This is a genomic window from Halosimplex yunnanense (assembly GCF_054504345.1).
Window position 1 is genome coordinate 224,809 of sequence record NZ_JBTJEL010000032.1, and the last position, 22,687, is coordinate 247,495.

At 68.8% G+C, this 22,687-nt stretch carries 28 protein-coding genes; 13 read left to right on the plus strand and 15 right to left on the minus strand.

What is annotated here, in order from left to right:
- The first annotated feature begins 275 nt into the window (after positions 1-275).
- Complete coding sequence (locus tag AB2U09_RS08045) at positions 276-1,274, plus strand: PhoU domain-containing protein (protein ID WP_459192190.1); 999 nt, start codon at positions 276-278, stop codon at positions 1,272-1,274.
- A gap of 343 nt (positions 1,275-1,617) precedes the next feature.
- Here the strand turns inward: AB2U09_RS08045 and AB2U09_RS08050 are convergent, their stop codons facing one another.
- Positions 1,618-1,989: a 30S ribosomal protein S8e gene (locus AB2U09_RS08050; RefSeq protein ID WP_459192191.1), complete on the minus strand. Its 372-nt coding sequence runs from the start codon at positions 1,987-1,989 to the stop codon at positions 1,618-1,620.
- A 174-nt stretch (positions 1,990-2,163) separates the two neighbouring features.
- Between AB2U09_RS08050 and AB2U09_RS08055 the strand changes: the two genes are divergently transcribed.
- The 3 genes from AB2U09_RS08055 (at position 2,164) to AB2U09_RS08065 (ending at position 3,793) form a co-directional block, all read left to right on the plus strand.
- Positions 2,164-2,613 carry a DUF2240 family protein gene (locus AB2U09_RS08055; protein ID WP_459192192.1) on the plus strand — a complete coding sequence of 150 codons (450 nt, stop codon included), beginning with the start codon at positions 2,164-2,166 and terminating at the stop codon, positions 2,611-2,613.
- A 1-nt stretch (position 2,614) separates the two neighbouring features.
- Positions 2,615-3,025, plus strand: a complete 411-nt coding sequence (locus tag AB2U09_RS08060; RefSeq protein ID WP_459192193.1) for a DUF7993 family protein — start codon at positions 2,615-2,617, stop codon at positions 3,023-3,025.
- Positions 3,026-3,109: 84 nt separating this feature from the next.
- A complete protein-coding gene (locus AB2U09_RS08065) occupies positions 3,110-3,793 on the plus strand; it encodes an HAD family hydrolase (protein WP_459192194.1) in 684 nt (227 codons plus the stop codon).
- 45 nt (positions 3,794-3,838) lie between these two features.
- Here AB2U09_RS08065 and AB2U09_RS08070 read toward each other — a convergent pair whose 3' ends face one another.
- Entirely contained in the window at positions 3,839-4,669 is an 831-nt protein-coding gene (locus AB2U09_RS08070) for an SDR family oxidoreductase (RefSeq protein ID WP_459192195.1), read from the minus strand.
- Between the two features lie 85 nt (positions 4,670-4,754).
- Here AB2U09_RS08070 and AB2U09_RS08075 point away from each other — a divergent pair, with 85 nt between their 5' ends.
- Together AB2U09_RS08075 and AB2U09_RS08080 are read left to right on the plus strand one after the other, a co-directional pair.
- On the plus strand, positions 4,755-5,423 hold the full coding sequence (locus AB2U09_RS08075) for a helix-turn-helix domain-containing protein (RefSeq protein WP_459192196.1): 669 nt from the start codon (positions 4,755-4,757) through the stop codon (positions 5,421-5,423).
- A gap of 71 nt (positions 5,424-5,494) precedes the next feature.
- Positions 5,495-5,770, plus strand: a complete 276-nt coding sequence (locus AB2U09_RS08080; protein ID WP_459192197.1) for a hypothetical protein — start codon at positions 5,495-5,497, stop codon at positions 5,768-5,770.
- A 194-nt stretch (positions 5,771-5,964) separates the two neighbouring features.
- Here the strand turns inward: AB2U09_RS08080 and AB2U09_RS08085 are convergent, their stop codons facing one another.
- The 3 genes from AB2U09_RS08085 to AB2U09_RS08095 all read right to left on the minus strand — a co-directional run bounded on the left by AB2U09_RS08085 (position 5,965) and on the right by AB2U09_RS08095 (position 9,623).
- Positions 5,965-6,780, minus strand: coding sequence for a hypothetical protein (locus AB2U09_RS08085; protein ID WP_459192198.1), 816 nt, complete (start codon positions 6,778-6,780; stop codon positions 5,965-5,967).
- Between the two features lie 322 nt (positions 6,781-7,102).
- Positions 7,103-8,779 (minus strand): GTPBP1 family GTP-binding protein, encoded by a 1,677-nt coding sequence (locus AB2U09_RS08090; RefSeq protein ID WP_459192199.1) that lies wholly within the window; start codon positions 8,777-8,779, stop codon positions 7,103-7,105.
- A 169-nt stretch (positions 8,780-8,948) separates the two neighbouring features.
- The gene (locus tag AB2U09_RS08095; RefSeq protein WP_459192200.1) at positions 8,949-9,623 is read right to left on the minus strand and encodes a phosphoglycolate phosphatase; all 675 of its coding nucleotides are present in this window, start codon (positions 9,621-9,623) and stop codon (positions 8,949-8,951) included.
- Between the two features lie 153 nt (positions 9,624-9,776).
- Between AB2U09_RS08095 and AB2U09_RS08100 the strand changes: the two genes are divergently transcribed.
- Positions 9,777-10,457: a rhamnogalacturonan acetylesterase gene (locus tag AB2U09_RS08100; protein ID WP_459192201.1), complete on the plus strand. Its 681-nt coding sequence runs from the start codon at positions 9,777-9,779 to the stop codon at positions 10,455-10,457.
- A 50-nt stretch (positions 10,458-10,507) separates the two neighbouring features.
- Here AB2U09_RS08100 and AB2U09_RS08105 read toward each other — a convergent pair whose 3' ends face one another.
- Together AB2U09_RS08105 and AB2U09_RS08110 are read right to left on the minus strand one after the other, a co-directional pair.
- Positions 10,508-11,074, minus strand: coding sequence for a J domain-containing protein (locus AB2U09_RS08105; protein ID WP_459192202.1), 567 nt, complete (start codon positions 11,072-11,074; stop codon positions 10,508-10,510).
- Between the two features lie 80 nt (positions 11,075-11,154).
- Positions 11,155-12,516, minus strand: coding sequence for an outer membrane protein assembly factor BamB family protein (locus AB2U09_RS08110; RefSeq protein ID WP_459192203.1), 1,362 nt, complete (start codon positions 12,514-12,516; stop codon positions 11,155-11,157).
- A gap of 88 nt (positions 12,517-12,604) precedes the next feature.
- On the opposite strand from AB2U09_RS08110, the gene AB2U09_RS08115 reads away from it, so the two are divergent.
- Complete coding sequence (locus AB2U09_RS08115; RefSeq protein ID WP_459192204.1) at positions 12,605-12,814, plus strand: hypothetical protein; 210 nt, start codon at positions 12,605-12,607, stop codon at positions 12,812-12,814.
- 7 nt (positions 12,815-12,821) lie between these two features.
- Here the strand turns inward: AB2U09_RS08115 and AB2U09_RS08120 are convergent, their stop codons facing one another.
- Positions 12,822-13,448 carry a sensor domain-containing protein gene (locus AB2U09_RS08120; RefSeq protein WP_459192205.1) on the minus strand — a complete coding sequence of 209 codons (627 nt, stop codon included), beginning with the start codon at positions 13,446-13,448 and terminating at the stop codon, positions 12,822-12,824.
- A gap of 114 nt (positions 13,449-13,562) precedes the next feature.
- Positions 13,563-14,372, minus strand: coding sequence for an orotidine-5'-phosphate decarboxylase (gene pyrF / locus AB2U09_RS08125; RefSeq protein ID WP_459192206.1), 810 nt, complete (start codon positions 14,370-14,372; stop codon positions 13,563-13,565).
- A gap of 652 nt (positions 14,373-15,024) precedes the next feature.
- Between pyrF and AB2U09_RS08130 the strand changes: the two genes are divergently transcribed.
- From AB2U09_RS08130 to AB2U09_RS08145, 4 genes are all read left to right on the plus strand, one after another.
- The gene (locus tag AB2U09_RS08130; RefSeq protein ID WP_459192207.1) at positions 15,025-15,255 is read left to right on the plus strand and encodes a hypothetical protein; all 231 of its coding nucleotides are present in this window, start codon (positions 15,025-15,027) and stop codon (positions 15,253-15,255) included.
- On the plus strand, positions 15,252-16,094 hold the full coding sequence (locus AB2U09_RS08135; RefSeq protein WP_459192208.1) for a beta-keto acid cleavage family enzyme: 843 nt from the start codon (positions 15,252-15,254) through the stop codon (positions 16,092-16,094). Before AB2U09_RS08130 ends, AB2U09_RS08135 begins: the two co-directional genes overlap by 4 nt.
- Before the next feature lie 188 nt (positions 16,095-16,282).
- On the plus strand, positions 16,283-16,924 hold the full coding sequence (locus tag AB2U09_RS08140; RefSeq protein ID WP_459192209.1) for an alpha/beta hydrolase: 642 nt from the start codon (positions 16,283-16,285) through the stop codon (positions 16,922-16,924).
- Positions 16,925-17,043: 119 nt separating this feature from the next.
- Positions 17,044-18,327, plus strand: a complete 1,284-nt coding sequence (locus AB2U09_RS08145) for an OFA family MFS transporter (RefSeq protein ID WP_459192210.1) — start codon at positions 17,044-17,046, stop codon at positions 18,325-18,327.
- 19 nt (positions 18,328-18,346) lie between these two features.
- Here the strand turns inward: AB2U09_RS08145 and AB2U09_RS08150 are convergent, their stop codons facing one another.
- The gene (locus AB2U09_RS08150; protein ID WP_459192211.1) at positions 18,347-19,066 is read right to left on the minus strand and encodes a helix-turn-helix domain-containing protein; all 720 of its coding nucleotides are present in this window, start codon (positions 19,064-19,066) and stop codon (positions 18,347-18,349) included.
- Positions 19,067-19,246: 180 nt separating this feature from the next.
- Between AB2U09_RS08150 and AB2U09_RS08155 the strand changes: the two genes are divergently transcribed.
- Positions 19,247-19,648, plus strand: coding sequence for a hypothetical protein (locus AB2U09_RS08155; RefSeq protein ID WP_459192212.1), 402 nt, complete (start codon positions 19,247-19,249; stop codon positions 19,646-19,648).
- A gap of 30 nt (positions 19,649-19,678) precedes the next feature.
- Here AB2U09_RS08155 and AB2U09_RS08160 read toward each other — a convergent pair whose 3' ends face one another.
- From AB2U09_RS08160 to AB2U09_RS08180, 5 genes are all read right to left on the minus strand, one after another.
- Positions 19,679-20,173: a double winged helix-containing putative transcriptional regulator gene (locus tag AB2U09_RS08160; protein ID WP_459192213.1), complete on the minus strand. Its 495-nt coding sequence runs from the start codon at positions 20,171-20,173 to the stop codon at positions 19,679-19,681.
- Positions 20,174-21,106 carry a methenyltetrahydromethanopterin cyclohydrolase gene (gene mch, locus AB2U09_RS08165; RefSeq protein WP_459192214.1) on the minus strand — a complete coding sequence of 311 codons (933 nt, stop codon included), beginning with the start codon at positions 21,104-21,106 and terminating at the stop codon, positions 20,174-20,176.
- Positions 21,107-21,179: 73 nt separating this feature from the next.
- Entirely contained in the window at positions 21,180-21,404 is a 225-nt protein-coding gene (locus AB2U09_RS08170; RefSeq protein WP_459192215.1) for a DUF6199 family natural product biosynthesis protein, read from the minus strand.
- Between the two features lie 44 nt (positions 21,405-21,448).
- Complete coding sequence (locus tag AB2U09_RS08175; RefSeq protein ID WP_459192216.1) at positions 21,449-21,766, minus strand: MTH1187 family thiamine-binding protein; 318 nt, start codon at positions 21,764-21,766, stop codon at positions 21,449-21,451.
- Between the two features lie 62 nt (positions 21,767-21,828).
- Positions 21,829-22,638 carry an aldo/keto reductase gene (locus AB2U09_RS08180; protein WP_459192217.1) on the minus strand — a complete coding sequence of 270 codons (810 nt, stop codon included), beginning with the start codon at positions 22,636-22,638 and terminating at the stop codon, positions 21,829-21,831.
- Positions 22,639-22,687: the final 49 nt, after the last annotated feature.

Sequence of the window (22,687 nt, forward strand, 5' to 3'; positions counted from 1 at the left end):
ATTCGGGATCGATCCGTCGACGTGACAGCAGGTGTGGCGCGTGTCGATCGCGACGGTGACGCCTCGGCGGGCGTCAGTCCGGTCCGTCAGTGGAGCACGCCGGAACCCGATCCAGCTATATAGCCGACGAGAGACCGTCACGGCAGCCCGATCGGTGCGGAGATACGGGACGTCTCGGCGTGATCCCTCGCGATATATGTCGCAATGTACTGGTATGTAGTGGTAAATATATAGAAAGGGGTTGATTTATTGGGTCGTACGAGCGACCCGTAGCTATGGAGACGCGAAAGGTGCAGGTGACGGGCGGTTCGACGTACACGGTGTCCCTCCCCAAGGATTGGGCGACGGCGAACGACGTGAGCGCGGGCAGCGTCGTGGAGTTCCACTCCGAGGAAGACATCCTGTTGCTGTCCCCGAAGAGCGAAAACGAACGCGAGGAGGGCTCGATCGACATCGACGGGCTGGAGGGGGATCAGCTGACGCGGGCGGTCATGACGATGTACGTCAGCGGGTTCGACGTCATCAACTTCGAGGCCGCACGAGTCACGGCCGGCCAGCGGCGGACGATCCGCGAAGCCACGCAGGGCCTCGTGGGCCTCGAAGTCATCGAGGAGACCGGCGAGCGGGTCGTCCTGCAGGATCTCCTCGACTCCTCGGAGCTTTCGGTCCACAACGCGATCACGCGGATGCGGCTGGTCTCGATGACGATGCTCTCGGACGCGGTGACCGCGCTGCTGGAAGACGACGACGAGCTGGCCCAGGACGTCATCGAGCGCGACGACGACGTCGACCGGCTCTGGTACATGGTCTCGCGGGTGTTCCGGACGGTGCTTCGCAACCCCGCGGCCGCGACGGAGATCGGCTTCCCCCGGGAGACGGTCTTCGACTACCAGTCGAGCGCCCGCCAGCTCGAACGCATCGCCGACCACGCGACGAAGATCGCGACCATCGCGCTCGAGATCGGGCCGGTCAACGACTCGGTCGCCTCGGCGCTGAGCGAACTGCAGGACGCGGCGGTCACCGTCCCGGAGACGGCGATGGACGCGCTTCTGGAAGACGACCCGGACCGGGCCGTCGAACTCGCGACCGAGGCCCGCGCGGACCTGCCCGACATCGACGACCGCGCGCGTGACGTGGACGACGTCATCCGCGACCTCGACGAGGCGGAACTCGCTCAGTCGCTCGGGCTCGTCGTCGACTCGCTGTCGCGGACCGCCGACTACGGGGGCAACATCGCCGAAAGCGCCCTCCAGAAGGCGGCACCGAGTCCGTAGAACGCTCCGGCGTCTCGAGACGTTTTTCGACCGCAAAAGGGGATGGCGGATTCCCCACCGGGGTGACAGTCCGCAGATGCGGCGTGCGACGGGCGCGACGGTCAGGTGGAGTGCTCGGCGGCGCGCTCGGATGGTGGCGGATGGCGGACCGCCGCACGCCACCGACGACTGGTTGCGCTTCCGTCAAAAGGCTCGCTAAGAGTGGTACTGATCGGTAGCGTCGGCAAGGGAGTCCAGGGGAGCGGTATATAGCCGATAGCCACCGAGCACCGTCCCGGTTCGACGGCCGGAGGTGTGACTATCCGGCGCCGAAAGCGGAGAGAAGTCGCAGTCGTCCGCGGCGTTACTCGACGAGGACGGCGTTGATCTGGCCGTCCTGGCCGGGGCGGGAGGTGACGCGGGCGCGTCCCTCGCTGGTCTGGATGATGGCGCCCTTGGTGACGATGTTCCGTCGGACGTAGTTGGGGTTCGAGGGGTTCTCCTCGACGTCTTCGATCTCCGCGGCGACGACCTCGCCGTCGGCGGCGACGCTCGCGGTGTCGGCGGTGATGGCGCGGATCTTCTCGGTGTTGCCGCGGGCGTCGACGGTCTTGATGCGCGGCTCGCCGACGCGGGTCTCGGTCGGCTGGTCGCCGAGTTCGTGCTTTTTCTTCTTGCGGAAGTTCCGGCGCCGGCCGCCGGTGCGCTTGCGAGTGGAGCGTCCCTGGAACTTCATACGTGTGCAGTGTCACAGCGTGTACTTGAACCTCTCGACTCCGGCCGCTGGCACCGCGGATCCGCGCGTGGGTCGCTGTCAGCGGCGGTCGGTCGTCGGCCGATGACCGGGGCCGCCACCCGGACGGCCGCCGACCGGCAACGTTACGTGCCGGCGCACACCCATCGAGTGACGATGAGTCTGCGTCGCGCCGTCGCCGTCCCGTTCCGCGCCAAGGGCCGCGAGCGCCTCTCGGAGAGCGAGTTCGTCGTCGCGCTCTCGCTGGACCGCGACTGGTTCTCCCCAGAGCAGGCCAAACGGCTGGTCGACGTCGCCGTCACGGAGGGGCTGCTGGACCGGGACGAGGACGACGTCGTCCCGACGTTCGGCCCGCGGGAGGTGTCGGTCCCTGACGGGTTCGTCCCCGAGGACGACGTGTTGCGCCAGCGCTCGAACTTCGAGCGGGCGCTCGACGCGCTCGTCGAGGCCGGCGTCGAGAAGCAGACCGCCGTCGCCGACGTCAACAGCCTGCAGGCCGAACTCGGCGTCACGGTCGAGGCCGCGGCGATCGTCTACGCCCGCCGCGAGGGCGTCGAACTCGGCGACCTGGCCGACCGCGCCGCGAGCGAACTGGGAGGCGAGTGAAATGGTCGAGGACCGCGTCACCGACGGCAAGCGCATTGCACAGTTGCTCTCATCGGAGCTATCGGGCCGCGATCGTGGCCCGCTCGGCGACGTAAGCGTCGTCGACGCCGACCCCGACGCCGAGCCGTCGCCCGAGGGGACCGTCGCCTACGGCGTCGCGTTCCGCGACGACCGCGTGGGGACCGTCCGGATCTATCCCGACGCCGCGACGCTGACGATGGACCGCCGGGCCGACGCCGTCGCGGAGGCCGCCCGCGAAGCGATCGCGGCCTTCGAACGCACGCTCGTAGCGGAGTCGGACCGCGACGCCGGACTGACGCTTCCGGGGGACGGCACCGTTCGCATCGAGTCGGGTGCGGCGGTCAAACGGGCCGTCGACGCGCTCGTCGCGGGACTGACGGCCGAGGAGTAGTTCGGCGGCCGACAGTCCGACCCATGGATAGTTCCCGGTTGGGAAGCGACCTACTTTTGCCGGGTCGGTGGGTACCGTCCCGCAATGACTGGGGACGTGGAGGCGGTGCTGTTCGACCTAGATGACACCCTCTGTACGTACGAGCGGAGCGCCGACGACATCCTCGAGGTCGCCTTCGAGCGGGTGGACGTAACGCCCTTCTTCGACGCCGAGGAGTACATCGAGCGACTGGGCGAGTTCTCCGAGGCCGGGTCCGGAGACGACATCCGCGACACGCGCCGGGCGGCGTTCGGGACCTTCGCCGTCGAGGCGGGCCACGACGAGGCGGTCGGCGGGGAGATCGCCGACATCTACACCGACGAGCGCGACCAGCGCAACGTCGCGTTCCTCGACGGAGCCGAACGCGCCATCGAGGCACTGGCCGAGACGTATCGGATCGGCATGGTGACCAACGGCGATCCGTGGATGCAGTCACAGAAGCTCGCGGCGCTGGGGATCGAGGACCGCTTCGAGGTGATCGTCCACGGGGGCCACGACGCCCCGTACAAGCCCGACCCCGAGCCGTTCCACATCGCGCTCGAGGAGATGGGCGTCGAGCCCGAACGGGCCGTCCACGTTGGCAACTCCCTCGGGTCCGACGTGACCGGCGCACACGCCGCGGGCCTGCGCTCGGTCTGGTTCGCCGACGGCGAACCCGTCGACCCGGAGCCGGAACCCCACCACGTCGTCGAGACGCTCCACGACCTCGTCGAGGAGCCGTGGGCTTGATTCGAGAAGCCTGACGCCAGGGGTATCCGGTCGTCACGCCGGCGATCACGACGAGGTCGTCCCGGACGGCGCCGATTCTGCGGTCCGGCCGTATTGCTCGCCGAGCCACTCGTTCCAGCCGAGCGTTCCGACAGCCCGGTCCGGGCAGGTCGCGTCCCCGTTGCGGAATCCGTGCGCGACAGCACCCGGCAGTGGGACCCGAACGATCGGCCGGCGCAATCCGCGCGCTTCGCGGTAAGCGGTTGCCAGATCGCCGAGCGTCCGGACTTCGGGGCCGCCGACGGGCGCCGCGCGACCGCGAGGGTCACCAGTCGCACAGTCGACGAGCGCGTCAGCCACCTCCCCGGCATCAACCGGTTGTGCGCGAAATCGCGTCGGCAGCGGCCAGACCGGCAGCCGGGCGACTATCCCGAGTAATTCGTCGACGAACTGGTGGAACTGGGTCGCGCGGAGGATCGTTTCGGGCACGGCGCTCGCCTCGACCCGCTCCTCGGCCGCCAGTTTGTGCTGGTAGTACGAATAGGGAATCTCGTCGATCCCGACGATCGAGGGGTAGACGACGTGGTGGACCCCGGTCGATTCGGCGGCGTCGAGCAATCGCTCGGTCCCCCGGACGTCGACCGCCTCGGCGTCGCCCTGCGGCGCCGTCGCGGCGTGGACGACGACCTCGACGTCTTCGACCGCGCGTTCGATCCCCGTCCCGTCCGCGAGGTCCAGTTCGACCCATTCGACCGCAGCGCAGTTGCCGTGGGCGTCATTTGCCTGGTCCGGTGGCGACCGACTCGCCGCCCGGACGGTTTCACCCGCATCCACCAACCGGGTGCGGAGTTCCCGCCCGAGGGTTCCCGTCGCGCCAGTCAGGAGGGTTCGTCCCATGGCCGAACGTAGCGGCCGCTACTCTGTGTCGGATCTGCCGGATCCGCTCGGGGGATTTAAGTTCTGAGCGGGCCGTTCATCCCTCGTGCAACACGTCCGGGTGCGCGTGACGGCCAACGGCCGGGAAGGGGAGATCCACCCGGTGTACGGGATCGTCACGACCGCGCCGTTCGTCGAGTGGGCACTGGCCCTCCAGTGGAACAACGCGGGCGAGGACCTCGGCATCCTCCACTACGTGCGCGGCGACGCCGACGCGTTCGAGGAGGCCATCGCGGACGTGCCGGTGGTCCGCGGCTACGACATCGAACCGGCGGGCGAGGGCTCCTTCTACGCCTACATCAGCGACGACACGACGGCGTCCGTCCGGGAGCTGTTCGGCTCGCTCACCACCGGGACGGTCGTCGTCGTTCCGCCGATCCGCTACAACGAGGACGGCTCGGTGACAATCTCGCTGTTCGGTCCCGACGACGAACTTCAGTCAGCGATCGGCGAGTTGCCCGACCCGATCGAGGTCGCGGTCGAGGAAGTGGGCGGACTGGATTCGGCGGCGCCGGCGGCCGAGGCCGGATTGACCGAGCGCCAGCGCGAGGCCGTCGTCGCCGCGCTCGACCTCGGGTACTACGAGGTCCCACGCGAAGCGAGCCACGAGGTAGTCGCCGACGCGCTGGACTGTGCGCCCAGCACGGCCGCCGAGCACCTGCGGAAGGCCGAGTCGAAGCTCCTACACGGACTCCTGCGCTCGGACCAGTTGTGAACGGCCGGGGCGACGCCGTCGCCTTCCTATGCCGGCACACGACTCTCGGCGCGGGAACTGGAAACACCGGTATGTCCGGTTCGGCATCGATCGAGGGCGTCGAACAGAGCGAGAACTACTACCACGTCCGCTACCGCGACCCCGACGACTTCGACGAGATCCGCACCCCCGACTGGGCGGCGAACGTCGCCGGATCGGTGGTCGACGGCGCGGAAGTCCGCACGGGCGACGAGCACGGCAACGAGAACTGGACCGCCCAGAGCGTACTCATCCCGGTCGACGGCGTCGCCGACGAGAACGAAGCCCGCGACGCCGCCGACCAGATCATCCAGAAGATGGAGTCCTGACGCGGAGCGACGGACTCCCGTACTGTCCCGCGACTGTAGCCGTTCTCCGGTAATCCCCTCGCTTACCTGCGACCATCTCCCGTTCAGGATCGCGATACAGAAGCGCCGCAGCTATTCGAGTCGCCGGTGCGAAAAAGAATGACCGGTCGAGGCGTGACCGTTTATCCGGGGAACAGTGCGCTCTCGGCGGGCGTCTACTGCCAGTTCTGCAGGTCCTGCTGGGTCTGCTGGTCCTGCTGACTCCGCTGGGCGTACATCTGCCCGCCCGACTGACTCTGCTGACCACCCTGTTGGCCCTGCTGGCTCTGCTGGTGCTGCGGCAGGAACTGCCCGGTCTGAGGGTCACGAGGTCGCTGTTCCGCGAGGTCGTGCATACGCTGGCGGAACTGCTGGGAGTGGCGCCGGTCCTGGGCGCCCTGGTCGGCGCCGCGACCCTGCTGACCGGGGAATCCGGCCTGCTGGCCGGCCGGCTGCTGCTGGGCCGGGATGTAGCCCTGCTGCTGGGGCTGCTGGCTCATCTGTTGCTGGGGCTGTTGACTCATCTGCTGCTGGGGCTGCTGCTGACCCAGCTGCTGGGACTGCTGCCCCTGCTGCTGCCGGGGCTGCTGCTGACCTAGCTGCTGGGGCTGTTGACTCATCTGCTGCTGGGGCTGCTGGCCAATCTGCTGCTGGGGCTGCTGACCCAGCTGCTGCTGGGACTGCTGCTGCGGCTGCTGATACTGCTGTGTCTGCTGCCCGCGCTGTGATCCCGTCGGCAGGAACTGCCCGGTCTGAGGGTCACGGGGACGCTGCTCGGCCAGATCGTGCATGCGCTGGCGGAACTGCTGGGAGTGGCGCCGGTCCTGCGGTCCCTGATCGGCACCGCGACCCTGCTGGCCGCCCATCTGCTGGGACGGGATCTGGTTTTGCTGTCCGATCTGCTGGGGCTGTTGCTGGCCCAGTTGCTGTGTCGGCTGCTGGCTGGTCTGTTGCTGGAACTCGTTCTGTCCGAACTGGTTTCGATGACTCATAGTTGGTATTCCTCCGTGCGCGTGCACGAGGGACGCGGCTTCCACCCGTTCCGCGTCTGGCACGCGTCTGTACCTCTGATCGTTCGGGGGGATAGTTACCAGCAGGCTGTTCGACGGGTAACGCAGCGGTACGGATCGGCCCGCACGGGTTGGACGGCCCTTCCGGGAGTACCGATCTGATACCGGCGCCAGTAACTGGGGGCTGTCGCGAGTTCGAACCGCACTCCGTGGTCTGTAACTGTCCCTTGTTGCGGTTAGGGGAAGACCAACGGCTGCGTGCGCAAGTAGTTGCGTGAACGACAGTTCTGTGACGGGCAGGGAGTCAGTCCTCGATGTCGACGTCGGTGACCTTCCCGACGCCCTTCGACTGGCCCTCGCGGAAGACGAACCGTTGTCCCTCCTCGACCATGTAGGGTCGGAACTTGAATCGGACGCGCGTCGTCCCGGAGTCGCCGGGGAGCAGGCGGCCCTCCTCGGGGTAGAAGGCGGCAGCCTCGCTGACGGTTTCGAGGTGGACGACCGGCTCGTAGCCTTCGCCGATGCGGGTCGGGTGGTTGAGCACCATCACCTCGGCCTCGAACTCGCGGACGGGCTCTGGGTCGGCATCGCGGGGGAGCAGGACCATCCCGCGCTCGACGTCGGCCTCGCGGACGCCCTTCAGGGCGATACCGACGATGCGGCCGGCCCGGGCCTTGTCGACGCGGTGGTAGTGCATCTCGATGGATCGGACTTCCACTTCGCGGAAACGCCCGTCCTGCATCGGGCCGAGGAGGAGTTCGTCGCCGGCCTCGACCTGCCCAGAACGGATGGTGCCCGAGGCGACGGCGCCGACGCCGGTGACCTTGTACGAGCGGTCGACGTACATCGTGAACTCGTCGTCCTCGGGGCCGGCGGTCTTGGGCAACCGCTCTAAGATCTCGTCCAGGTCGTCCATGCCGTCCATCGTGACGGCGCTGGTCGCGAGGATGGGGACGACCGTGTCGTCGATCTCCTCGACGGCAGCGCCGACCCCGTGGCGGGCCACCGAGAGCGGGGTCTTCCCGACCTCGCGGAGCAGGCGTTCGACCTCGCGTTCGACCTCGTCGAGGCGCTCCTCGCTGACCATGTCGGATTTCGTGATGACGACGATGGTCGGGAGGTCGGTCGCGAGGAGGATGCCGAGGTGCTCGCGGGTCGTCTTGGTCGGGCCGTCGTCGGCGGCGACGGCGAGCAGGCCGTAGTCGAGCTTCTGGCCGACGAGGCCGCGGATCGTCGTCCGCAGCCAGGGCTCGTGGCCGACGGTGTCCACGAACGAGACGAGGCGGTCGGCCTCCTCGACGACGCGCGCCCGATCGGACTTGCGGTCGGGGTTGTCCATCCGGACCGGGCCGTCGTCGTCGAAGCCGTAGACGCCGTAGGAGAGATCGGCGGAGAGGCCGCGCTCGACCTCGTGGGGCTGGACGTCGAGGTACGAGCGCGTCCCGCCCTCGCCGTCGTCGGGCTGGCCGGTGACCAGCGAGCCGACGAGCGTGGACTTGCCGTGGTCGACGTGGCCGGCCGTCCCGACGACGATGTGTTCGTCGTCTTCGAGGACGGCGCCCTCGCGGACGATGGCGACGCCGACGATGCCCTCTTCGGGCGCGTCGTCGGGGCGCGCCGGGCTCTCGGATCTGGCGCCGCTGTCTTTCAGCTTCGCGCGGCCCTCGGCGTCGACGCCCCACGTTTCCACGTTCTCGATGTGGGCGTCGGCTTCCTCGGCCAGCAGGCTCAGCACGTCCATCGACTCGGTGAACTCGTCGGGCGCGATGCCGGCGATACCGCCGTCGTCGGTCACCCCGACGACGTAGGTCGCCTCGCCGTCGCCCGAGAGGACGCGGTGGCGCAGTTGCGCCGCCAGGCTCTCGCGGCGACCGTCTGCGAGGTGGAGGTCTTTGGTGAGCCGCTCTTTGAACTCGACGCTGCCGCCCTCGCGCTCACCGCGCTCGATGGCGCGTTCGAGGACGGCCCGGTCGGGGCTCATGGGGGTCGGTAACGGGGGACGGTACAAAAGCCTTCTCCGGGTACGCGGCCGATTCACGTCCGTAGCGGACCCGAACCCTCCGTATCCGTCCGTAGCGCTCCCGAGTGTCAGTCAGCCGGAATCCGCCGGTTTCAGTCCGTCACTCGCGTTCATCCACCCCCGCGAGCGGTCACTCCCGGATGCGCTCGACCGCCTCGAGGAACCCCTCGCCGAACTCGCCGTCGACCACGACGTCGGCCGTCTCGCGGGCCGGTTCGTCGGCGTTCGCGACGGCGTACGAGCGGCCGACGGTCTCGAAGGTCGACACGTCGTTGATGGAATCGCCGACCGCGACGAACGCCTCGGGGTCCCGGTCGAGCCGCTCGGCCACGGCTTCGAGCGCGCGGCCCTTGCTCACGTCGGGCGATTTGACGTGGTAGGCGAAGCCGGTGTCGACCACTTCGAGGCCGTGGTCGGCGGCGATGCGCTGGAGCGGCTCCAGCGGGGCCTCTCGACTGACGGCCACCTCGGTCTCCCGCCAGCGATTGACGAGGTCGTGGCCGCCCCAGCCCAGCTCGTGGCCGGCGGCGACGTACTCCTCGACGACGCGCTGGGAGGCCTCGCGGTCGCCGAGGAAGAGGAGGTCGTCGGTCGCGTGGACGAACGCGACGCCGCCGTTCTCGGCGACGACCGTCCGTTCGATCCCGGCGAACTCGCAGAGCGCGACGGGGTAGGGCAGGGCCTTCCCGGTGGCGACGACCACCGGCGCGTCCCACTCGCGGAGCACCGTGAGCGCGGGCGGGTAGACGGCGCGGTTCTCGTCGGTGAGCGTCCCGTCGATGTCGACGGCGAGTGGCGGAGTCACTGTGTCAGCAGTCGGTCGGACCGCGCCAAACGTTTTCGGTCGCGGCGGGTTCGGCGGACTCGTCGGCACTGAGACACACCGCGACGAAACTCACCGGCAGCGAAACCCACCGGCACCGATGCACATTTAGTGCGCGTCGGTGACTGCGACCGTATGTCGTCGGAGTCGCTCACCGTCCACCTGATCGGGGATTCGACCATGGCCGAGAAGGACCCGAGCGTCCGCCCCGAAACGGGCTGGGGAACGCCGTTCGCCGAGTACGTCGACGAGTCGGTGACGGTGAAAAACCACGCTCGAAACGGGCGCAGCACTCGCACGTTCCGGGAACGGGGTCACTGGGACCCGGTGCTCGACGAGTTGGTCGACGGCCAGTACGTGTTCGTCCAGTTCGGTCACAACGACGAGTCCTCGAAGCCGCGGGCCACGAGCGAGGTGGAGTTCGCCGCCCACCTCGAGCGGTACGTCGAGGAGACGCGCGACCGCGGAGCGGAGCCGATTCTCCTCACGCCGATCACGCGTCGGCAGTTCGACGACGAGGGGCAGCCGAAGGAGACCCACCCGTACTCGCCGCGAGCGCGGGAGGTCGCACGGGAGCGTGACGTACCCCTGATCGACGCCGACGAGCGGAGTCGCGCGCTCCTGCGGGACATGGGACCCGAGGCGTCGAAGTCGCTGTTCCTCCACTTCTCGCCGGGCGAGCACGACAACTATCCCGACGGTGAGACCGACAACACCCACTTCAGCAGGGAGGGCGCGCAGCGGATGGCCGAACTGGTCGTCGACGGGCTCGAAGAACTGGACCACGAACTGGCCGCTCACATCGATCGAGACTGACGAACGCGAATCGCGGGTCGAGAACGAGCCCGGACGCGTCGCGAGCGACCTCAGTCGTCGGTCAGCCGCTCGTAGGCGGCGTTGACTTCCTTGAATCGGTCCTCGTCGCCGGAGGCCGCATCGGGGTGGACCTCCTTGACCTTCTCGCGGTAGGCCGCCTTCACCGCCTCGTCGTCGGCGCCCGGGTCTAGTCCGAGAGTGTCGTAGGCCTCGGCAGCGGTCGGGCCGCCGCGCTGGGCGGCCGCCGCGGCCCGCTGTCGACGCTGTTGGCCCTGCTGCGCCCGTCGACGCCGGCGACTTTCCTGGCGGACGCGCTGGCCGGCGGCGGCGCGTGCGCGGCGGCGCGCCCCCTCGTCGCGCGGCGGCTCCCAGTCCTCGCGAGGCCCGGCGCCGAAGCCGCCGCGCTGGCCGCCCGGTTCGGCGCGGCGCTCGACGCTGCGGTAGAGCCGTCGGGCGAACCGCCCGGAGGCGTGGTACCACATGAAGTAGGCGACCGCGCCGAACAGCGCCGCGACGACGAAGAAGCCGAGGTTGTAGACGACCCCGAAGACCGCGAACAGGGCCGCCGTGGCCGCGAAGACGACCGTGAGTCCGGAGACGAGACGAGGGCCGTACACGCTCCGCCCTTGGGTGTCGACCCCCCTAAACGTCTCGGCCGCGGCAGCGCCGTGGGAGCGAACGGCCGCACATTCGCCGATCAGCGGAGGGCGTACAGCGACCCGTCCTCGCCCCCCGCGACGGCCAGGTCGGATCCGACGGCGAGATCCGAGAGGGAGGTCCCGTTCTCGAAGCGCCAGCGGCCGTCGCCGCTCGCCGCGTCGATAGCGAACTTGTACTCCTTCCGCACCTCCGCGTCGTGGTACGAGTCGAGATACAGCGTCCCGTTCGCGACGCCGGCCGCCGAGACTCCGTCCTGCGGCGGATCCGGCGTCCACGTCCACGCCTGCTCGCCCTCCCGGGAGATGGCTGTCACCCGATCAATACCCGTATAGAGCCGGTCGGCGGTCAGGCTCGCGTCGGTCAGCATGCCCGGCCGATCGACCTCCCAGCGGACCGATCCGTCAGCTGTGTCGAGGGCGCCGGTGTGAGCGCCGCCGACGAACAGGTCGCCGTCGCCGGCTGCGGTCGACGTGACCGCCCACGAATCGAAGCGCCACCGCTCCTCGCCGGTCGCCGGATCGAGGCACAGCAGCTCGCTATAGGCGTCGCTCGATTCCGAGCGCTGCGCGTAGACGACGGTCCCGTCGACGGCCGCGAGCGTGGTGTAGAGTTCCTCGCCGGCGCGGTTCCAGCGCTCGTCGCCGTCGTCGCGGTCGAAGACGTACATCCGCCGAGTCGAGGAGACGACGATCGCATCGTCGGTGAGGATCGCCTCCCGCGGGTCGCCGATCTCCGCCGACCACTCGGTGTCACCGCTGTCGAGCGCGAGCGCGTAGAGCGTCTCTCCTGTGTCTTCGAGCGCGTCGTCCGCGGTCGCGACGTAGGCGGTCCCGTCGGCCGCGGCGAGCACCTCGAGCCACCAGGTCCTGGGACTGAACGTCCACCGCTCGCGGCCGGACGCGGCGTCGAGCGCGTGGACGGTGTGTTCGCCCGGGAGATCGTTTGATCCGCTGCGTACCAGCAGGCACCCGTCCGCGACGGTCAGATCGTAGATTGCCGGGGCGAACGAGCGCTTCCACGCCGGTTCGCCGTCCAGCGTATACGCCCGAACTGCGCCCGATCCCGACCCGGCGAAGACCAGCCCGTCGCCGATCACCGGGGTCGTTACCGATTGGTCGAACGTCTGGCGCCACGCGAGCGCGGTACCGTCGGCCGTCGACGTCTCGGTCGCTGTGTCGGCGGGCGAATCCGTCGGCGGTTCGGTCGCCGTCTCGGGTGCATCCGTCGCCGTCGGTGCCGAAGTCGGCGTGGCGGATCCAGTCGACGTCACCGGGCGGCCAGTCGTCGGTGGATCGGTCAGTGATTCGCCCGTGCCGGCGTCACGACTGTCGAGACAGCCGCTCAGCCCGAGTGTCGCCGCGGCGGCTGCGAGGAACCGTCGGCGGGAGGGCGCGGTCATGCGTCAATCGACACCCAACTCCGGCAAGTACCTTGTGTCGGACAGGGGCCGACCCAATCCCTAAACGCGTCGCGACCCAACCGTTCGTATGAGCGTCTCCGGGCTGTGCGAGATCTGCCAGCACCGCGACGTGGATCACACCTGCGACCGCTGCGGCAACCTGGTCTGCGACGTCGACTTCGACGCCGAACTGGGGATCTGCAGCGAGTGCGTCGCCGACGTCCGCGGCGGCGACCCGACGGACCCGGTCGATCCCGGCGAGGACGCCCCCGACGGCGTCGACACCTACGAGTACTGAGCGTCGCTCAGTCGGCGGTCCCCAGCATCAGTTCCGTGTATTCGCCGACTGCTCGCGCGGCGAGGTTCGCCGCGTGAAGCGTGAGGAGGGCCACGACGACGCCGGCGCCGGCCACGCCTACCGCGGCCGGGAGCGTCGAGACGGACCAGACGCCGAGGTTGTAGTAGAACTCGGGGTGGTCGTAGAGGAACGGCGCGAGGACCATCAGTACCGAGGTCGACGCGCCGGCCGACAGCGCCGCGAAGGCGGTGACACCGATGACGAACTTCGAGAGCAGATAGACGACCGCCCGGTAACTTCGCACGTCGGTCACGAGTCGCTTCGCGAACGCCACGGCGGTCTCCTCGCCCGGCCGCGGCGTCTCACAGACGACGTCTCTGCCGAGCAGCCCGCGAGCGAGCCGCGCCTCCAGTTCGGTGAGGTACACCGCGACCCCGAGGACGGCCACGAGGACGGGGACGCCCAGCAGGAGGAACGGGACGAGCGAGATCCCCGTGGCGCCGCCGCCCCACAGGACCGTGAAGTAGAGTATCCCGAGCGGGAACGCGAGCAGCAGGTACGCGATGTTCCTGTACGTCTGCGGATCGACGGTGACTCCGACGAACCGTCGGAGCGCGGAATCGGTCGCTGTCATCACGGGACGACCGACGAGCCCGCGACCCCTATAACGGAACGCACGGTTTCAGCGTCGGCACCGCTGCCCTAGAATTAAATACTGGTGTCCGGACGACCGACGCTCGCGGGATCGCTACCGGAACTGGTTCAGTTGCTTCTTCAGTCGCTTCGCGGCCTGCCCGGCGGCCTCGGCGAACGCTTCGCCCTGGTTCTCCCCGGCGAAGATGATCCCCCGGGAGGAGTTGACGAGGCCGACGCCCTCGGCGAGGCCGTGTTCGACGGCGGCCTCGGCGTCGCCGCCCTGCGCGCCGACGCCGGGGACGAGGAAGGGGAGGTCTGGGACGACCTCACGGATCTCTTCGAGTTCGTCGGGCGCCGTCGCGCCGACGACGAGGCCGACGTTGTCGTTCGCGTTCCACAGGTCGGCGAGCGCGGCGACGCGCTCGTAGAGCGGTTCGCCCGATTCCAGTTCGAGGTCCTGCAGGTCCGCGCCGCCGCGGTTGGAGGTCCGACAGAGGACGAATACGCCCTTCTCGGCCTGCGAGAGGAACGGCTCCAGCGAGTCGCGGCCGAGGTAGGGGTTGACCGTGATGGCGTCGGCACCCATCCCGTCGTCGGAGAGCAGGTCGGCGTACTGGCGGGCGGTGTTGCCGATGTCGGCGCGCTTGGCGTCCAGCAGGACCGGCACGTCCTTGCCGTGAGCGTAGGCGACGGTCTCGCGAAGCGCCTTCCAGCCGTCGGGGTCCTCGTAGAAGGCGGCGTTAGGCTTGAACGCGGCGGCGTGTTCGTGCGTCGCGTCGATGATACGCCGGTTGAACGCCCAGCGGGGCAGGTCGTGGTCCTGCAGGTGGTCGGGGATCCGCGCGGGATCGGGGTCCAGCCCGACCGAAACCACGCTGTCGGCCGTCGCGATGCGGTCGGCCAGCCTGTCGAAGAAGTTCATATCTCCCTCTCAGCGAGTCCGGTAAACAAGGTTGCGACTCCGGGTCGGCGCCCGCCGCGTTAATATATTAGACGTGGCCTCTATCGGCGTGTCCGTCCTCTACTCGATCGATGAGTGTCGTCACCGACGTTCGAGCGGTTCTCGCCACAGGCACCGATCACGACCAGCGACGGGCGGGCGCAGACGGGTCGAGGCGTGACACGCAGGACGCAATTGCGGTGAACGGAGACGCGGAGCGCTGTTCCCGATGATAGATTCTCGTCGGGAATCCCCCCGCAGGCGGCAATTTCCAACCGACGCGAGAGACGGAAGACAGCCTCGCAGAGAAGAATTCGTCGCCCGTCTCGAGCGGCAGGACCGGGAGATCGAGCGGCTGCGGAACACGATCAGGGGCGTCGCGAGAGAGGTCGGCGAGCTCTCGGTAAACGGCCGATGTGAGCAGTGCGGCCGGTCGTACCTGCTGATCACCGACGGCCGGATCTACTGTCCGAACTGCATGGGCGGCCAGACGCTGTAGCGAACACCGGGGCCGGTCGCGAGGTCGTGGCTGGGCTGTCGCCAGGTGCCCAGCGCGGGTCGACGTCGCAGTCGTGACCGATGGGACTCGACGGCGGCAATCGGGGTTTTTGACGCTGTGCGCCCAACGACGGGCATGGCCTGCCCGTACCTCTCCTATCGCGAGTCCGCCGACGGGGCGTCCTTCGACGAGGCGCGCGCCTATTGCGGGGCGGCCGAGCGGTTCGTCCAGCCCATGCGCGCGGACGTCTGCAACGACCGCTTCGAACTCCACCACGCCGAGGACTGCGAGATCTACGTCGAACACGCCAGCGACGATCCCTCGGTGCCGGATCTCGCCGACACGACGGAGGCTGACGAATCGTGAGCTACGAGCGCTTTCTCGCCGGCGAGCCAGTCGTCGTCACCGCGGCGCTGACGGGCGGCATCCACGGGAAGGAAGCGAACCCGAACCTGCCGGAGACGCCCGAGGAGATCGGGAAGGCCGCCGCCGCTGCCGAGGAGGCGGGCGCCGCCATCGTCCACGTCCACGCGCGGACGGACAACGGCGAGCGCGCCTTCTCGACGGAGCGCTTTCAGGCGATCGACGATGCGATCCGCCGCCACGCCGATGACGTGATCATCCAGCACACGACGGGTGCGACACAGGCGCCGACGGGGAAGCGACACCTGTCGCTGCGCACCGACCCGCCGCCGGAGATGGCGTCGCTCGACATGGGACCCCTCAATCGCTACGACCGGCTGACGAGCGAGAACACGATCGCGACCATCGACGCGCTCTACGACGAGATGGCCGACCGCGGGATCAAGCCCGAACTGGAGGTGTTCAACGACGGCCACCTGAACGAGGTCCACGGCCTGCTCGAGCGCCGAGACCTGGACGACCCAGTCTACGCGACGCTCATCTTCGGGCCGGGGACACTCACCCGTCCCCGTCCCCGAAATTTCCTGAACGCCATCGACAACCTGCCGGAGGGCGCGCTGTTCAACACGCTCGGCTTTGGCCGCCATCAGCTGCCGTTCGCGACTCTGGGGGTCCTCTTCGGCGGCAACGTCCGCGTCGGGCTGGAAGACAACGTCTACTACCGCGAGGGCGAACTCGCCGAGAGCAACGCGCAACTGGTCGAGCGGGTCGTCCGCCTCGCCGACGAACTCGGCCGCGAGGTGGCTTCGCCGGCGCAGGCTCGGGAAATTCTCGACCTGTAGTCGCGGCAATGTCGGCGGATCCGTCGACCGGTGACATCGGCGTCATCGGGTGACGCCGACGCCGGCGAGAGACTTTGTAGGTCGATGGCCTACAGGAGCGCATGACGAACGCACGATCCGGACGCCGAGAGGCCGCACGGCGCAGTCGTCGACAGTCGACCGCTGGCACAGTCCCGGAGGTGGCCTGAATGGACGGCCCGCACCAGGGACAGCCCCTCGCGACGGGCGGCACGGCCCTCGACGAGGCCGAGGCCGCGCTGGTCCTCGTCCACGGCCGCGGTGCGACGGCCGAGAGCATCCTGCAGATGGGCCGGCGACTCCACCGCGACGGGCTGGCGCTGCTGGCCCCGCAGGCCGACCGCAACACGTGGTACCCCAACTCCTTCCTCCAGCCCGTCGAGTCGAACGAGCCCGGTCGGTCGTCCGGCCTGCAGGCGATCGAGGACGCCATCGGACGGGCCACCGACAGCGGGATTCCCACCGAGCGGGTGATGGTCCTCGGGTTCTCACAGGGCGCCTGTCTCGGCACCGAATTCGTCGCGCGCAACCCCCGGCGCTACGGCGGCGTCGTCGCCTTCTCCGGCGGGCTCATCGGCGAGACGATCGACCCCGACGAGTTCGAGGGGTCGCTGGAGGGGACGCCCGCGTTCGTCGGCTGCAGCGACGTTGACCCCCACATCCCCGAGGAGCGCGTGCACGTCACGACCGAAGTGCTGGAAGACCTCGGGGCAGACGTCGAGGAGCGGATCTACGAGGGCATGGGCCACGGCGTCAACGACGACGAGATCGAGTACGTCGACGGGATGGTCGCGTCGCTCGTCGAAGACTGAGGAGCGCAGTCGAGTACGGCTTGCTCACGAGCGGAACGCCCGCGGCGGGAACCCCGCCCGGCACCGCGACGGCGGTGTCGTGAGTTTCATTACGGCGAGTCGCAACGTCGTTGATGGATATGTCGGACTCCGACGGGATCGGTGGCCGTCGCCGCTGGATACTGGTCGCCGTCGCCGCGCTGGCAATGGGACTGATCGGCACCTACCAGTTCGTCTGGTCGTCGATCCGGCTCCCGCTGGGGACGCGCCTCGGTGCGAGCGAGACGGCGCTCGGGACCGTCTTCACCGTCTTTCTCGTCTTCCAGGCCGTCTCGCAGTTCCCCGCCGGCTGGGTGCGCGACCGCTGGGGCCCGAGGGTTCCGCTGCTGGTCGGCGCGCCGCTGGTCGCGGTCGGCTACGCGTGGACCGGCGTCGCGGGCTCGCTGCCGGCAGTCTACGCCGCCTACGCGATCGGCGGGATCGGCAGCGGCGTCGTCTACACCGTCGCCGTGAACACGCCCGTGAAGTGGTTCACCGACCGCCGCGGGCTCGCGACCGGCGTCGTCACCACGTCCTACAGCGGGGTCAGCTTCCTGCTCATCCCCGGCGTCCGCCGCGGCGTCGACGGCGCCTTCGAGTCGACGCTGCTCGCGCTCGGCGTGGCGACCGGGGCAGTCGCACTGCTCGGCGCGGCGGTCCTCCGCGACCCGCCGAAACTCGGTGATGTCGAGGAAAATTCGGACGGCGACGGAGACCCGGTCGAGTCGGACGGCGGCGAGGATGCGGCGTCGTCGGACCGCGCCGATGTCGACACCGAATCCGGTTCCGCCGCCGACCGCGTCGAGTACGGCTGGCGCGAAACGATCCGGACGTGGCAGTTCTGGGTGCTCTACGTCGTGTTCGCGATCGTCAACGGCGTCGGGCTGATGCTCATCGGGAAGGTCATCTCCTACGCGGACGCGCTCGCGCTCCCGGCGGCTATCGCCACGGCCAGCGCGTCGGTCGTTGCGGTCGCGGACGCGCTCGGCATCGCCGTCATCGGCGGGCTCTCCGACCGGTTGGGCCGCGAGCGGACCGTGGGTGCCTCCCTGTTCCTCGGCGGGATCGCGCTGGCGGCAACGGTCCCGGTCGGGAGCGCGAACGCGGCGACCGGGTTCGTCGCGCTCGTCGGCGCGGCCGCGCTCTTCCGGAGTCCCCCCTTCTCCATCTTCCCGACGCTCGTGGGCGAGTACTACGGTCAGGCCTACTCCTCGGAGAACTACGCGCTGCTCTACAGCGCGAAGATCTGGGGGAGCATCTTCGGCGGGACGGTCGCGAGCGGGCTCGTCGTCACGCTCGGGTGGACCGACTCGTTCCTGCTGGCCGCCGCTGCGCTCTCGCTCGCCGGCATCGCGACGGCGACGCTCAGTGACCCGAACGCCTGAGAGGAAGAGCCCGTTCGATTCAGAGCGTTTCAGTCGCGAACTTCGTCATGACCTTCTCCTCGGCGCGCTGGAGTCGGTACTGGACGGTCGAGTGGGGCGTGTCGAGCCGCTCCGCGAGGTCGGCGACGGTCGCGTCGCGGGGCGTGCCGTAATAGCCCGCCTCGGCGGCGGCCGCGACGGTCTCGCGCTCCTCGGTCGTCAGGAGACCGCCGGTGTCGAACCCGCCGTTCCAGTTCTGGGGCTCGGAGAGGTGGCTGAGTTCGAGCGCGATGCCGTCGCGCAGGCGGGCGTCGATCCGGTCGTACAGCTCTCCGACGGCGCACCCCTCGGGGACCAGCAGCCGCCAGATGTACTCCGCGCCGGAGCGCTCGGCGTCGATCAGGAGCCCGTCGCCGACGTGGTCGACGGCGAGGTAGGGGATCGAGTGGCAGTGCTGGATCTCCTCCCGGCGGGTGAAGTACACGCGGTGCTCGGGGTTCCTATTCAGGACCTGATACTCCCGCGTCGAGTTGCATCCTTCTACGTCGAGACACTCGTTGCAGACCGACTCGTCGAGGAACCGCGGTTCGACCGCGTCGAGCGCCGACTCGGGGCCGTAGACGTGGTCGACGCGCCACATGGCCCGTTCGTCGGCGAAGCAGGCCGCCGTCTGCGCCCGCAGGTTCGACCGCTCGACGAACTCGTCCATCAGTTCGTCGGCGCCCGCATCGTAAGTGAGAACGAACTCGAACTCTCGCATACTCGCCGATATGTTGGATATAGCTAATGGCTTTCGGTTCCGTCTTCGCGCCGATCCCGGGCCGGCTGCCGCCCCCTCGTTCGGGGCGCCACAGCAGGCGTCCCGATCGACAGTCGGCCGATTCTAACGAATGATACTCGTCGGGTTCAATTTATCACGGATAGACGGATTTTACGAAGTATGTCGTCTCAGACTATCGATGACGCGGAGAACTATACGATCGAGTGGGACCAGGATATCGGCGGAATCGTCTTCACGTGGGACGAGTACGTCTCCGGATCGGCCTTCCGTGGCGGCTGTGAGGCTCTTCTCGACGCTATCAAAGATCGAAACGCCGAGAAGGTCCTGACGGACACGCGCGGTATCAACGCGCACGACGACCAGGACCAGCGCTGGATGCAGACCGACTGGATGCCGCGCGCGCTCGAAGCCGGTCTCGAACACTCGGCTATCGTCCACCCCGACAGCGTCATCTCGGAGATGGACGTCGAGAACATGATCGATGACATGGACGAGGGGTCCTCGGAACCGCTCATGACTTCGGATATGGCCGAAGCGCGCGAGTGGCTGGCCGAACAGTAGTTCGGTCTCCGGCGCGGTCGATTTTCGGTGCTACGTTCGTTCGATCGCTCGATAGCGGCTGCCGTCGCCCTCGCGCGCCGTCAGTCCGAGAACATCGCTCCATCCCAGTAGGCGCCCGGTCCGCTCGCGCCACTCGGCCTCCCAGTCGGTGTGGCGGTCGCGCTCCCATTCGGGGACGTGTCCTCGTAGCGCTGCGAAAGCCTCCTCGTCGGTCAGTGGCCCGTTCGTCCGGAGCGCGTCGAGGAGTTCGCTCGCGCCGAAGACTCGGTCCTCGAACGCCTCGCCGAGGTCAGTGTCGTCGACGTCGACCCGTCGGCGACGGAAGCCGCTCGGCGTCTCCTCGACCAGTTCCAGCGCCTGCAGGAAGGTGAGGTACTCGCGGGCGGCGTCCCGGGAGGGCGCGGTGGTCTCGTCGACCAGCCTGACGCAGCAGTCCTCGACGGTCCCGGGGACGAGCGGCACCGCGCGCTGGGCGCTGGCGAGGAACTCACGGTCGCGGACCGGCGGGACGATCTTGTAGCGCATCTACAGGCCGAAACTCTCCGCGAGCCGCTCGTCGTTCACGTCGCCGACGACGTGAGTGTCCCCGCCGAGCACGTCGATGGTGACCTGCGCCGGCGCGAAGACCGACTCGGGCACCTCGTGGAAGTCCCAGTCGGCGTGGGCGAAGATGTCGGCGAACGGTCGGTCGTACTCCTCGGTCGCGGTCGAGGCCACCTCGTCGAAGCGGTCGAACGGCTCGTCGACGACGACGTGGGCCTGTCCGCCGTAGGCCAAGGCGTCGTTCGTCCGGGCGATGGCCCCCTCCTCGTCGTCGGCAACCGGCGCGACCGGCGCCGAGCCGGACGCCGACAGGACGTCGAGCGGGTCGTAGCCCAGCTCCGAGAGCCGGAAGGTCGCCATCTCCGCGGCGCGAGCGGCGGCCGCGACGCTTCCTGTGAGACTCGCCGTCGAGAAGGCGGGCATGAAGACGCCGCTCTCGGCGACGCTCGCCACCTCGGCGACGTGGTCGATCACGCGCTCGTCGGGGACCTCCTCGGTCTCGACGGCGAGGACGGCGAACTCGAAGTCGTCGCGGTAGCCGACGCGCTGGAACTCGTCTTCCTCGGCGACGAGCGCGCGTGCGGGGCCGCTGCCCAGTCCCTCGAACCCGTCGACGCTGAGTTCCCAGCCCGCCTTCTGCGAGCACAGAAGCGCCATCGCCGGGTGGTCCGTCGAGAGTTCGACGTGGGTCAGCGGCGCGCCGGCGACCTCGTCCATCCCGCTCTGGACGGTCGCCAGCCCGGCGGTCTGTATCTCGGCGAGCATCAGCCCCGCCTCGACGCCGCCGGGCACGTCGACGCCGAAGTCCAGCACGAGCGCCTCGTTGTCCATCTGGTGGACGGCGACGTTCAGCTCGTCGGCGAAGTCGAGCGCTTCGTCGACCAGGTCCGTCGCGGTCCGGTTGAGACTCTCCATACCCGCAGTCCTCACCCGCGGGACTTGCATCTTCGGTTCGACACCGTCTCGGCGAGAGTGCAGCCGCCGGGGGTCACAGCGAGAGCCCCATCGCGAAGGCGACACCGAGTACCGCCAGCAGCGCGCCGCCGATTCGGCCGACCAGCTCCTGCGTCTCGTTCTGTTCGTAGTCGTCGTCGGCGAATCCCAGGTACAGCACGCGCGTCTGGAGTCGCGACATCCGCGTCGGCGCGAGGATCCACGCGATGCCGAGCACTACTGCGACCGCGCCGACGGCGTACCGCCACAGCGCTACCATACTCCGTTCGCGTGCCCCTTCCTTGAAGAACCTCGGGGTGGACGCTACTCCGACCGGTCGCGTCTGGCCTCGCGGCCGAGGTGCTCCTCGACGGCGTCGACCTTCTCGCTGGCGGCCTGCTCGACCGTCCGCTTGTCGTCGACCTTCAGGAACGTGCTGACGCGGTCGGCGTCGACGGCCTCGTGGGCGGCGCCGGCCGCGGCGAACAGCTCCGCGGAGTCGTCGGCCTCGATGATCGTCCCCATCGGCGTCGTCTCGTAGCCCACGTCGAAGTCCTCGAGCGCGGCGACCGCCTTCGCGACCTCTTCGGACATGCTCCCCTCGATGACCGGTGCGACGCTCAGGAACCCGATGACTGTCATGACCGGGGCTACGGCGCCGCTCACCTAATTGTTCGCCCTTGCGACCGCACGACGACCCGGGATCACTTCCAGGGCGCGCCCTCGCGGTCGACGAACCGCTCGCGTTCCTCGACGGCGTCGATGCGCTCGACGTCTTCGGCGTCCAGTTCCACCTCCGCGGCGGCGAGGTTGTCCGCGAGGTGGTCGCGACCGGTGGCCTTCGGGATGGCGACGACGTTCTCGGGGTGGTTGACCCACGCGAGACAGACCTGTGCGGGCGAGACGTCGTGTTTCTCGGCGACGGCCTCGACCTCGGGCAGGTCGAGCGCGTCCCCGCGGCCCAGCGGCGAGTAGGCGACGAGGTAGTAGTCGTGCTCTTGCGCGTGGGCAACGAGGTCCTCGCGGGGGAGCATCGGGTGGCGTTCGACCTGATTGGCGAACAGCGGCACGTCGAGCTCCCCCAGCGCTTCGTCGAGCAACGCCGTGTCGAAGTTCGAGACGCCAACGTGGCGTGTCAGCCCGTCGTCGGCGAGGTCGGCGAACGCCGAGAGGGTCGCTTCGGCGTCGTAGTTGCCGACCGGCCAGTGAACGTAGACCAGATCCAGCGCGTCGACGCCGAGCAGCGACAGGCTCTCCTCGATCCCGTCGTAAACTTCGTCGTACGCCAGTCCCTCGGCCATCGGGTGGAGTTTCGACGCGAGGAACACCTCCTCGCGGGACACGTCTGCCCGCGCGATGCCCTCGCCGACGGCTTCTTCGTTCCCGTAGAACCGCGCGGTGTCGACGTGGCGGTACCCCAGCTCCAGGGCCGTCTCCACCGTCTCCGCGCACTGATCGGGGTCGTCGTTCTCCCACGTCCCGACGCCGATCGGGTCCAGTGGCTCGTCAGGCATGCTCGCAGCCACGACGCCTGCTGCCGTAGTTCTTCGGGCAGGAGAAGCG

Bases quoted from the DNA above. Each gene is read 5' to 3' on its own strand.
- AB2U09_RS08045 (WP_459192190.1), top strand. From the start codon at position 276: ATGGAGACGCGAAAGGTGCAGGTGACGGGCGGTTCGACGTACACGGTG.
- AB2U09_RS08050 (WP_459192191.1), bottom strand. From the start codon at position 1,989: ATGAAGTTCCAGGGACGCTCCACTCGCAAGCGCACCGGCGGCCGGCGC.
- AB2U09_RS08055 (WP_459192192.1), top strand. From the start codon at position 2,164: ATGAGTCTGCGTCGCGCCGTCGCCGTCCCGTTCCGCGCCAAGGGCCGC.
- AB2U09_RS08060 (WP_459192193.1), top strand. From the start codon at position 2,615: ATGGTCGAGGACCGCGTCACCGACGGCAAGCGCATTGCACAGTTGCTC.
- AB2U09_RS08065 (WP_459192194.1), top strand. From the start codon at position 3,110: ATGACTGGGGACGTGGAGGCGGTGCTGTTCGACCTAGATGACACCCTC.
- AB2U09_RS08070 (WP_459192195.1), bottom strand. From the start codon at position 4,669: ATGGGACGAACCCTCCTGACTGGCGCGACGGGAACCCTCGGGCGGGAA.
- AB2U09_RS08080 (WP_459192197.1), top strand. From the start codon at position 5,495: ATGTCCGGTTCGGCATCGATCGAGGGCGTCGAACAGAGCGAGAACTAC.
- AB2U09_RS08085 (WP_459192198.1), bottom strand. From the start codon at position 6,780: ATGAGTCATCGAAACCAGTTCGGACAGAACGAGTTCCAGCAACAGACC.
- AB2U09_RS08090 (WP_459192199.1), bottom strand. From the start codon at position 8,779: ATGAGCCCCGACCGGGCCGTCCTCGAACGCGCCATCGAGCGCGGTGAG.
- AB2U09_RS08100 (WP_459192201.1), top strand. From the start codon at position 9,777: ATGTCGTCGGAGTCGCTCACCGTCCACCTGATCGGGGATTCGACCATG.
- AB2U09_RS08110 (WP_459192203.1), bottom strand. From the start codon at position 12,516: ATGACCGCGCCCTCCCGCCGACGGTTCCTCGCAGCCGCCGCGGCGACA.
- AB2U09_RS08115 (WP_459192204.1), top strand. From the start codon at position 12,605: ATGAGCGTCTCCGGGCTGTGCGAGATCTGCCAGCACCGCGACGTGGAT.
- AB2U09_RS08120 (WP_459192205.1), bottom strand. From the start codon at position 13,448: ATGACAGCGACCGATTCCGCGCTCCGACGGTTCGTCGGAGTCACCGTC.
- pyrF (WP_459192206.1), bottom strand. From the start codon at position 14,372: ATGAACTTCTTCGACAGGCTGGCCGACCGCATCGCGACGGCCGACAGC.
- AB2U09_RS08130 (WP_459192207.1), top strand. From the start codon at position 15,025: ATGGCCTGCCCGTACCTCTCCTATCGCGAGTCCGCCGACGGGGCGTCC.
- AB2U09_RS08140 (WP_459192209.1), top strand. From the start codon at position 16,283: ATGGACGGCCCGCACCAGGGACAGCCCCTCGCGACGGGCGGCACGGCC.
- AB2U09_RS08145 (WP_459192210.1), top strand. From the start codon at position 17,044: ATGTCGGACTCCGACGGGATCGGTGGCCGTCGCCGCTGGATACTGGTC.
- AB2U09_RS08150 (WP_459192211.1), bottom strand. From the start codon at position 19,066: ATGCGAGAGTTCGAGTTCGTTCTCACTTACGATGCGGGCGCCGACGAA.
- AB2U09_RS08155 (WP_459192212.1), top strand. From the start codon at position 19,247: ATGTCGTCTCAGACTATCGATGACGCGGAGAACTATACGATCGAGTGG.
- AB2U09_RS08160 (WP_459192213.1), bottom strand. From the start codon at position 20,173: ATGCGCTACAAGATCGTCCCGCCGGTCCGCGACCGTGAGTTCCTCGCC.
- mch (WP_459192214.1), bottom strand. From the start codon at position 21,106: ATGGAGAGTCTCAACCGGACCGCGACGGACCTGGTCGACGAAGCGCTC.
- AB2U09_RS08170 (WP_459192215.1), bottom strand. From the start codon at position 21,404: ATGGTAGCGCTGTGGCGGTACGCCGTCGGCGCGGTCGCAGTAGTGCTC.
- AB2U09_RS08175 (WP_459192216.1), bottom strand. From the start codon at position 21,766: ATGACAGTCATCGGGTTCCTGAGCGTCGCACCGGTCATCGAGGGGAGC.
- AB2U09_RS08180 (WP_459192217.1), bottom strand. From the start codon at position 22,638: ATGCCTGACGAGCCACTGGACCCGATCGGCGTCGGGACGTGGGAGAAC.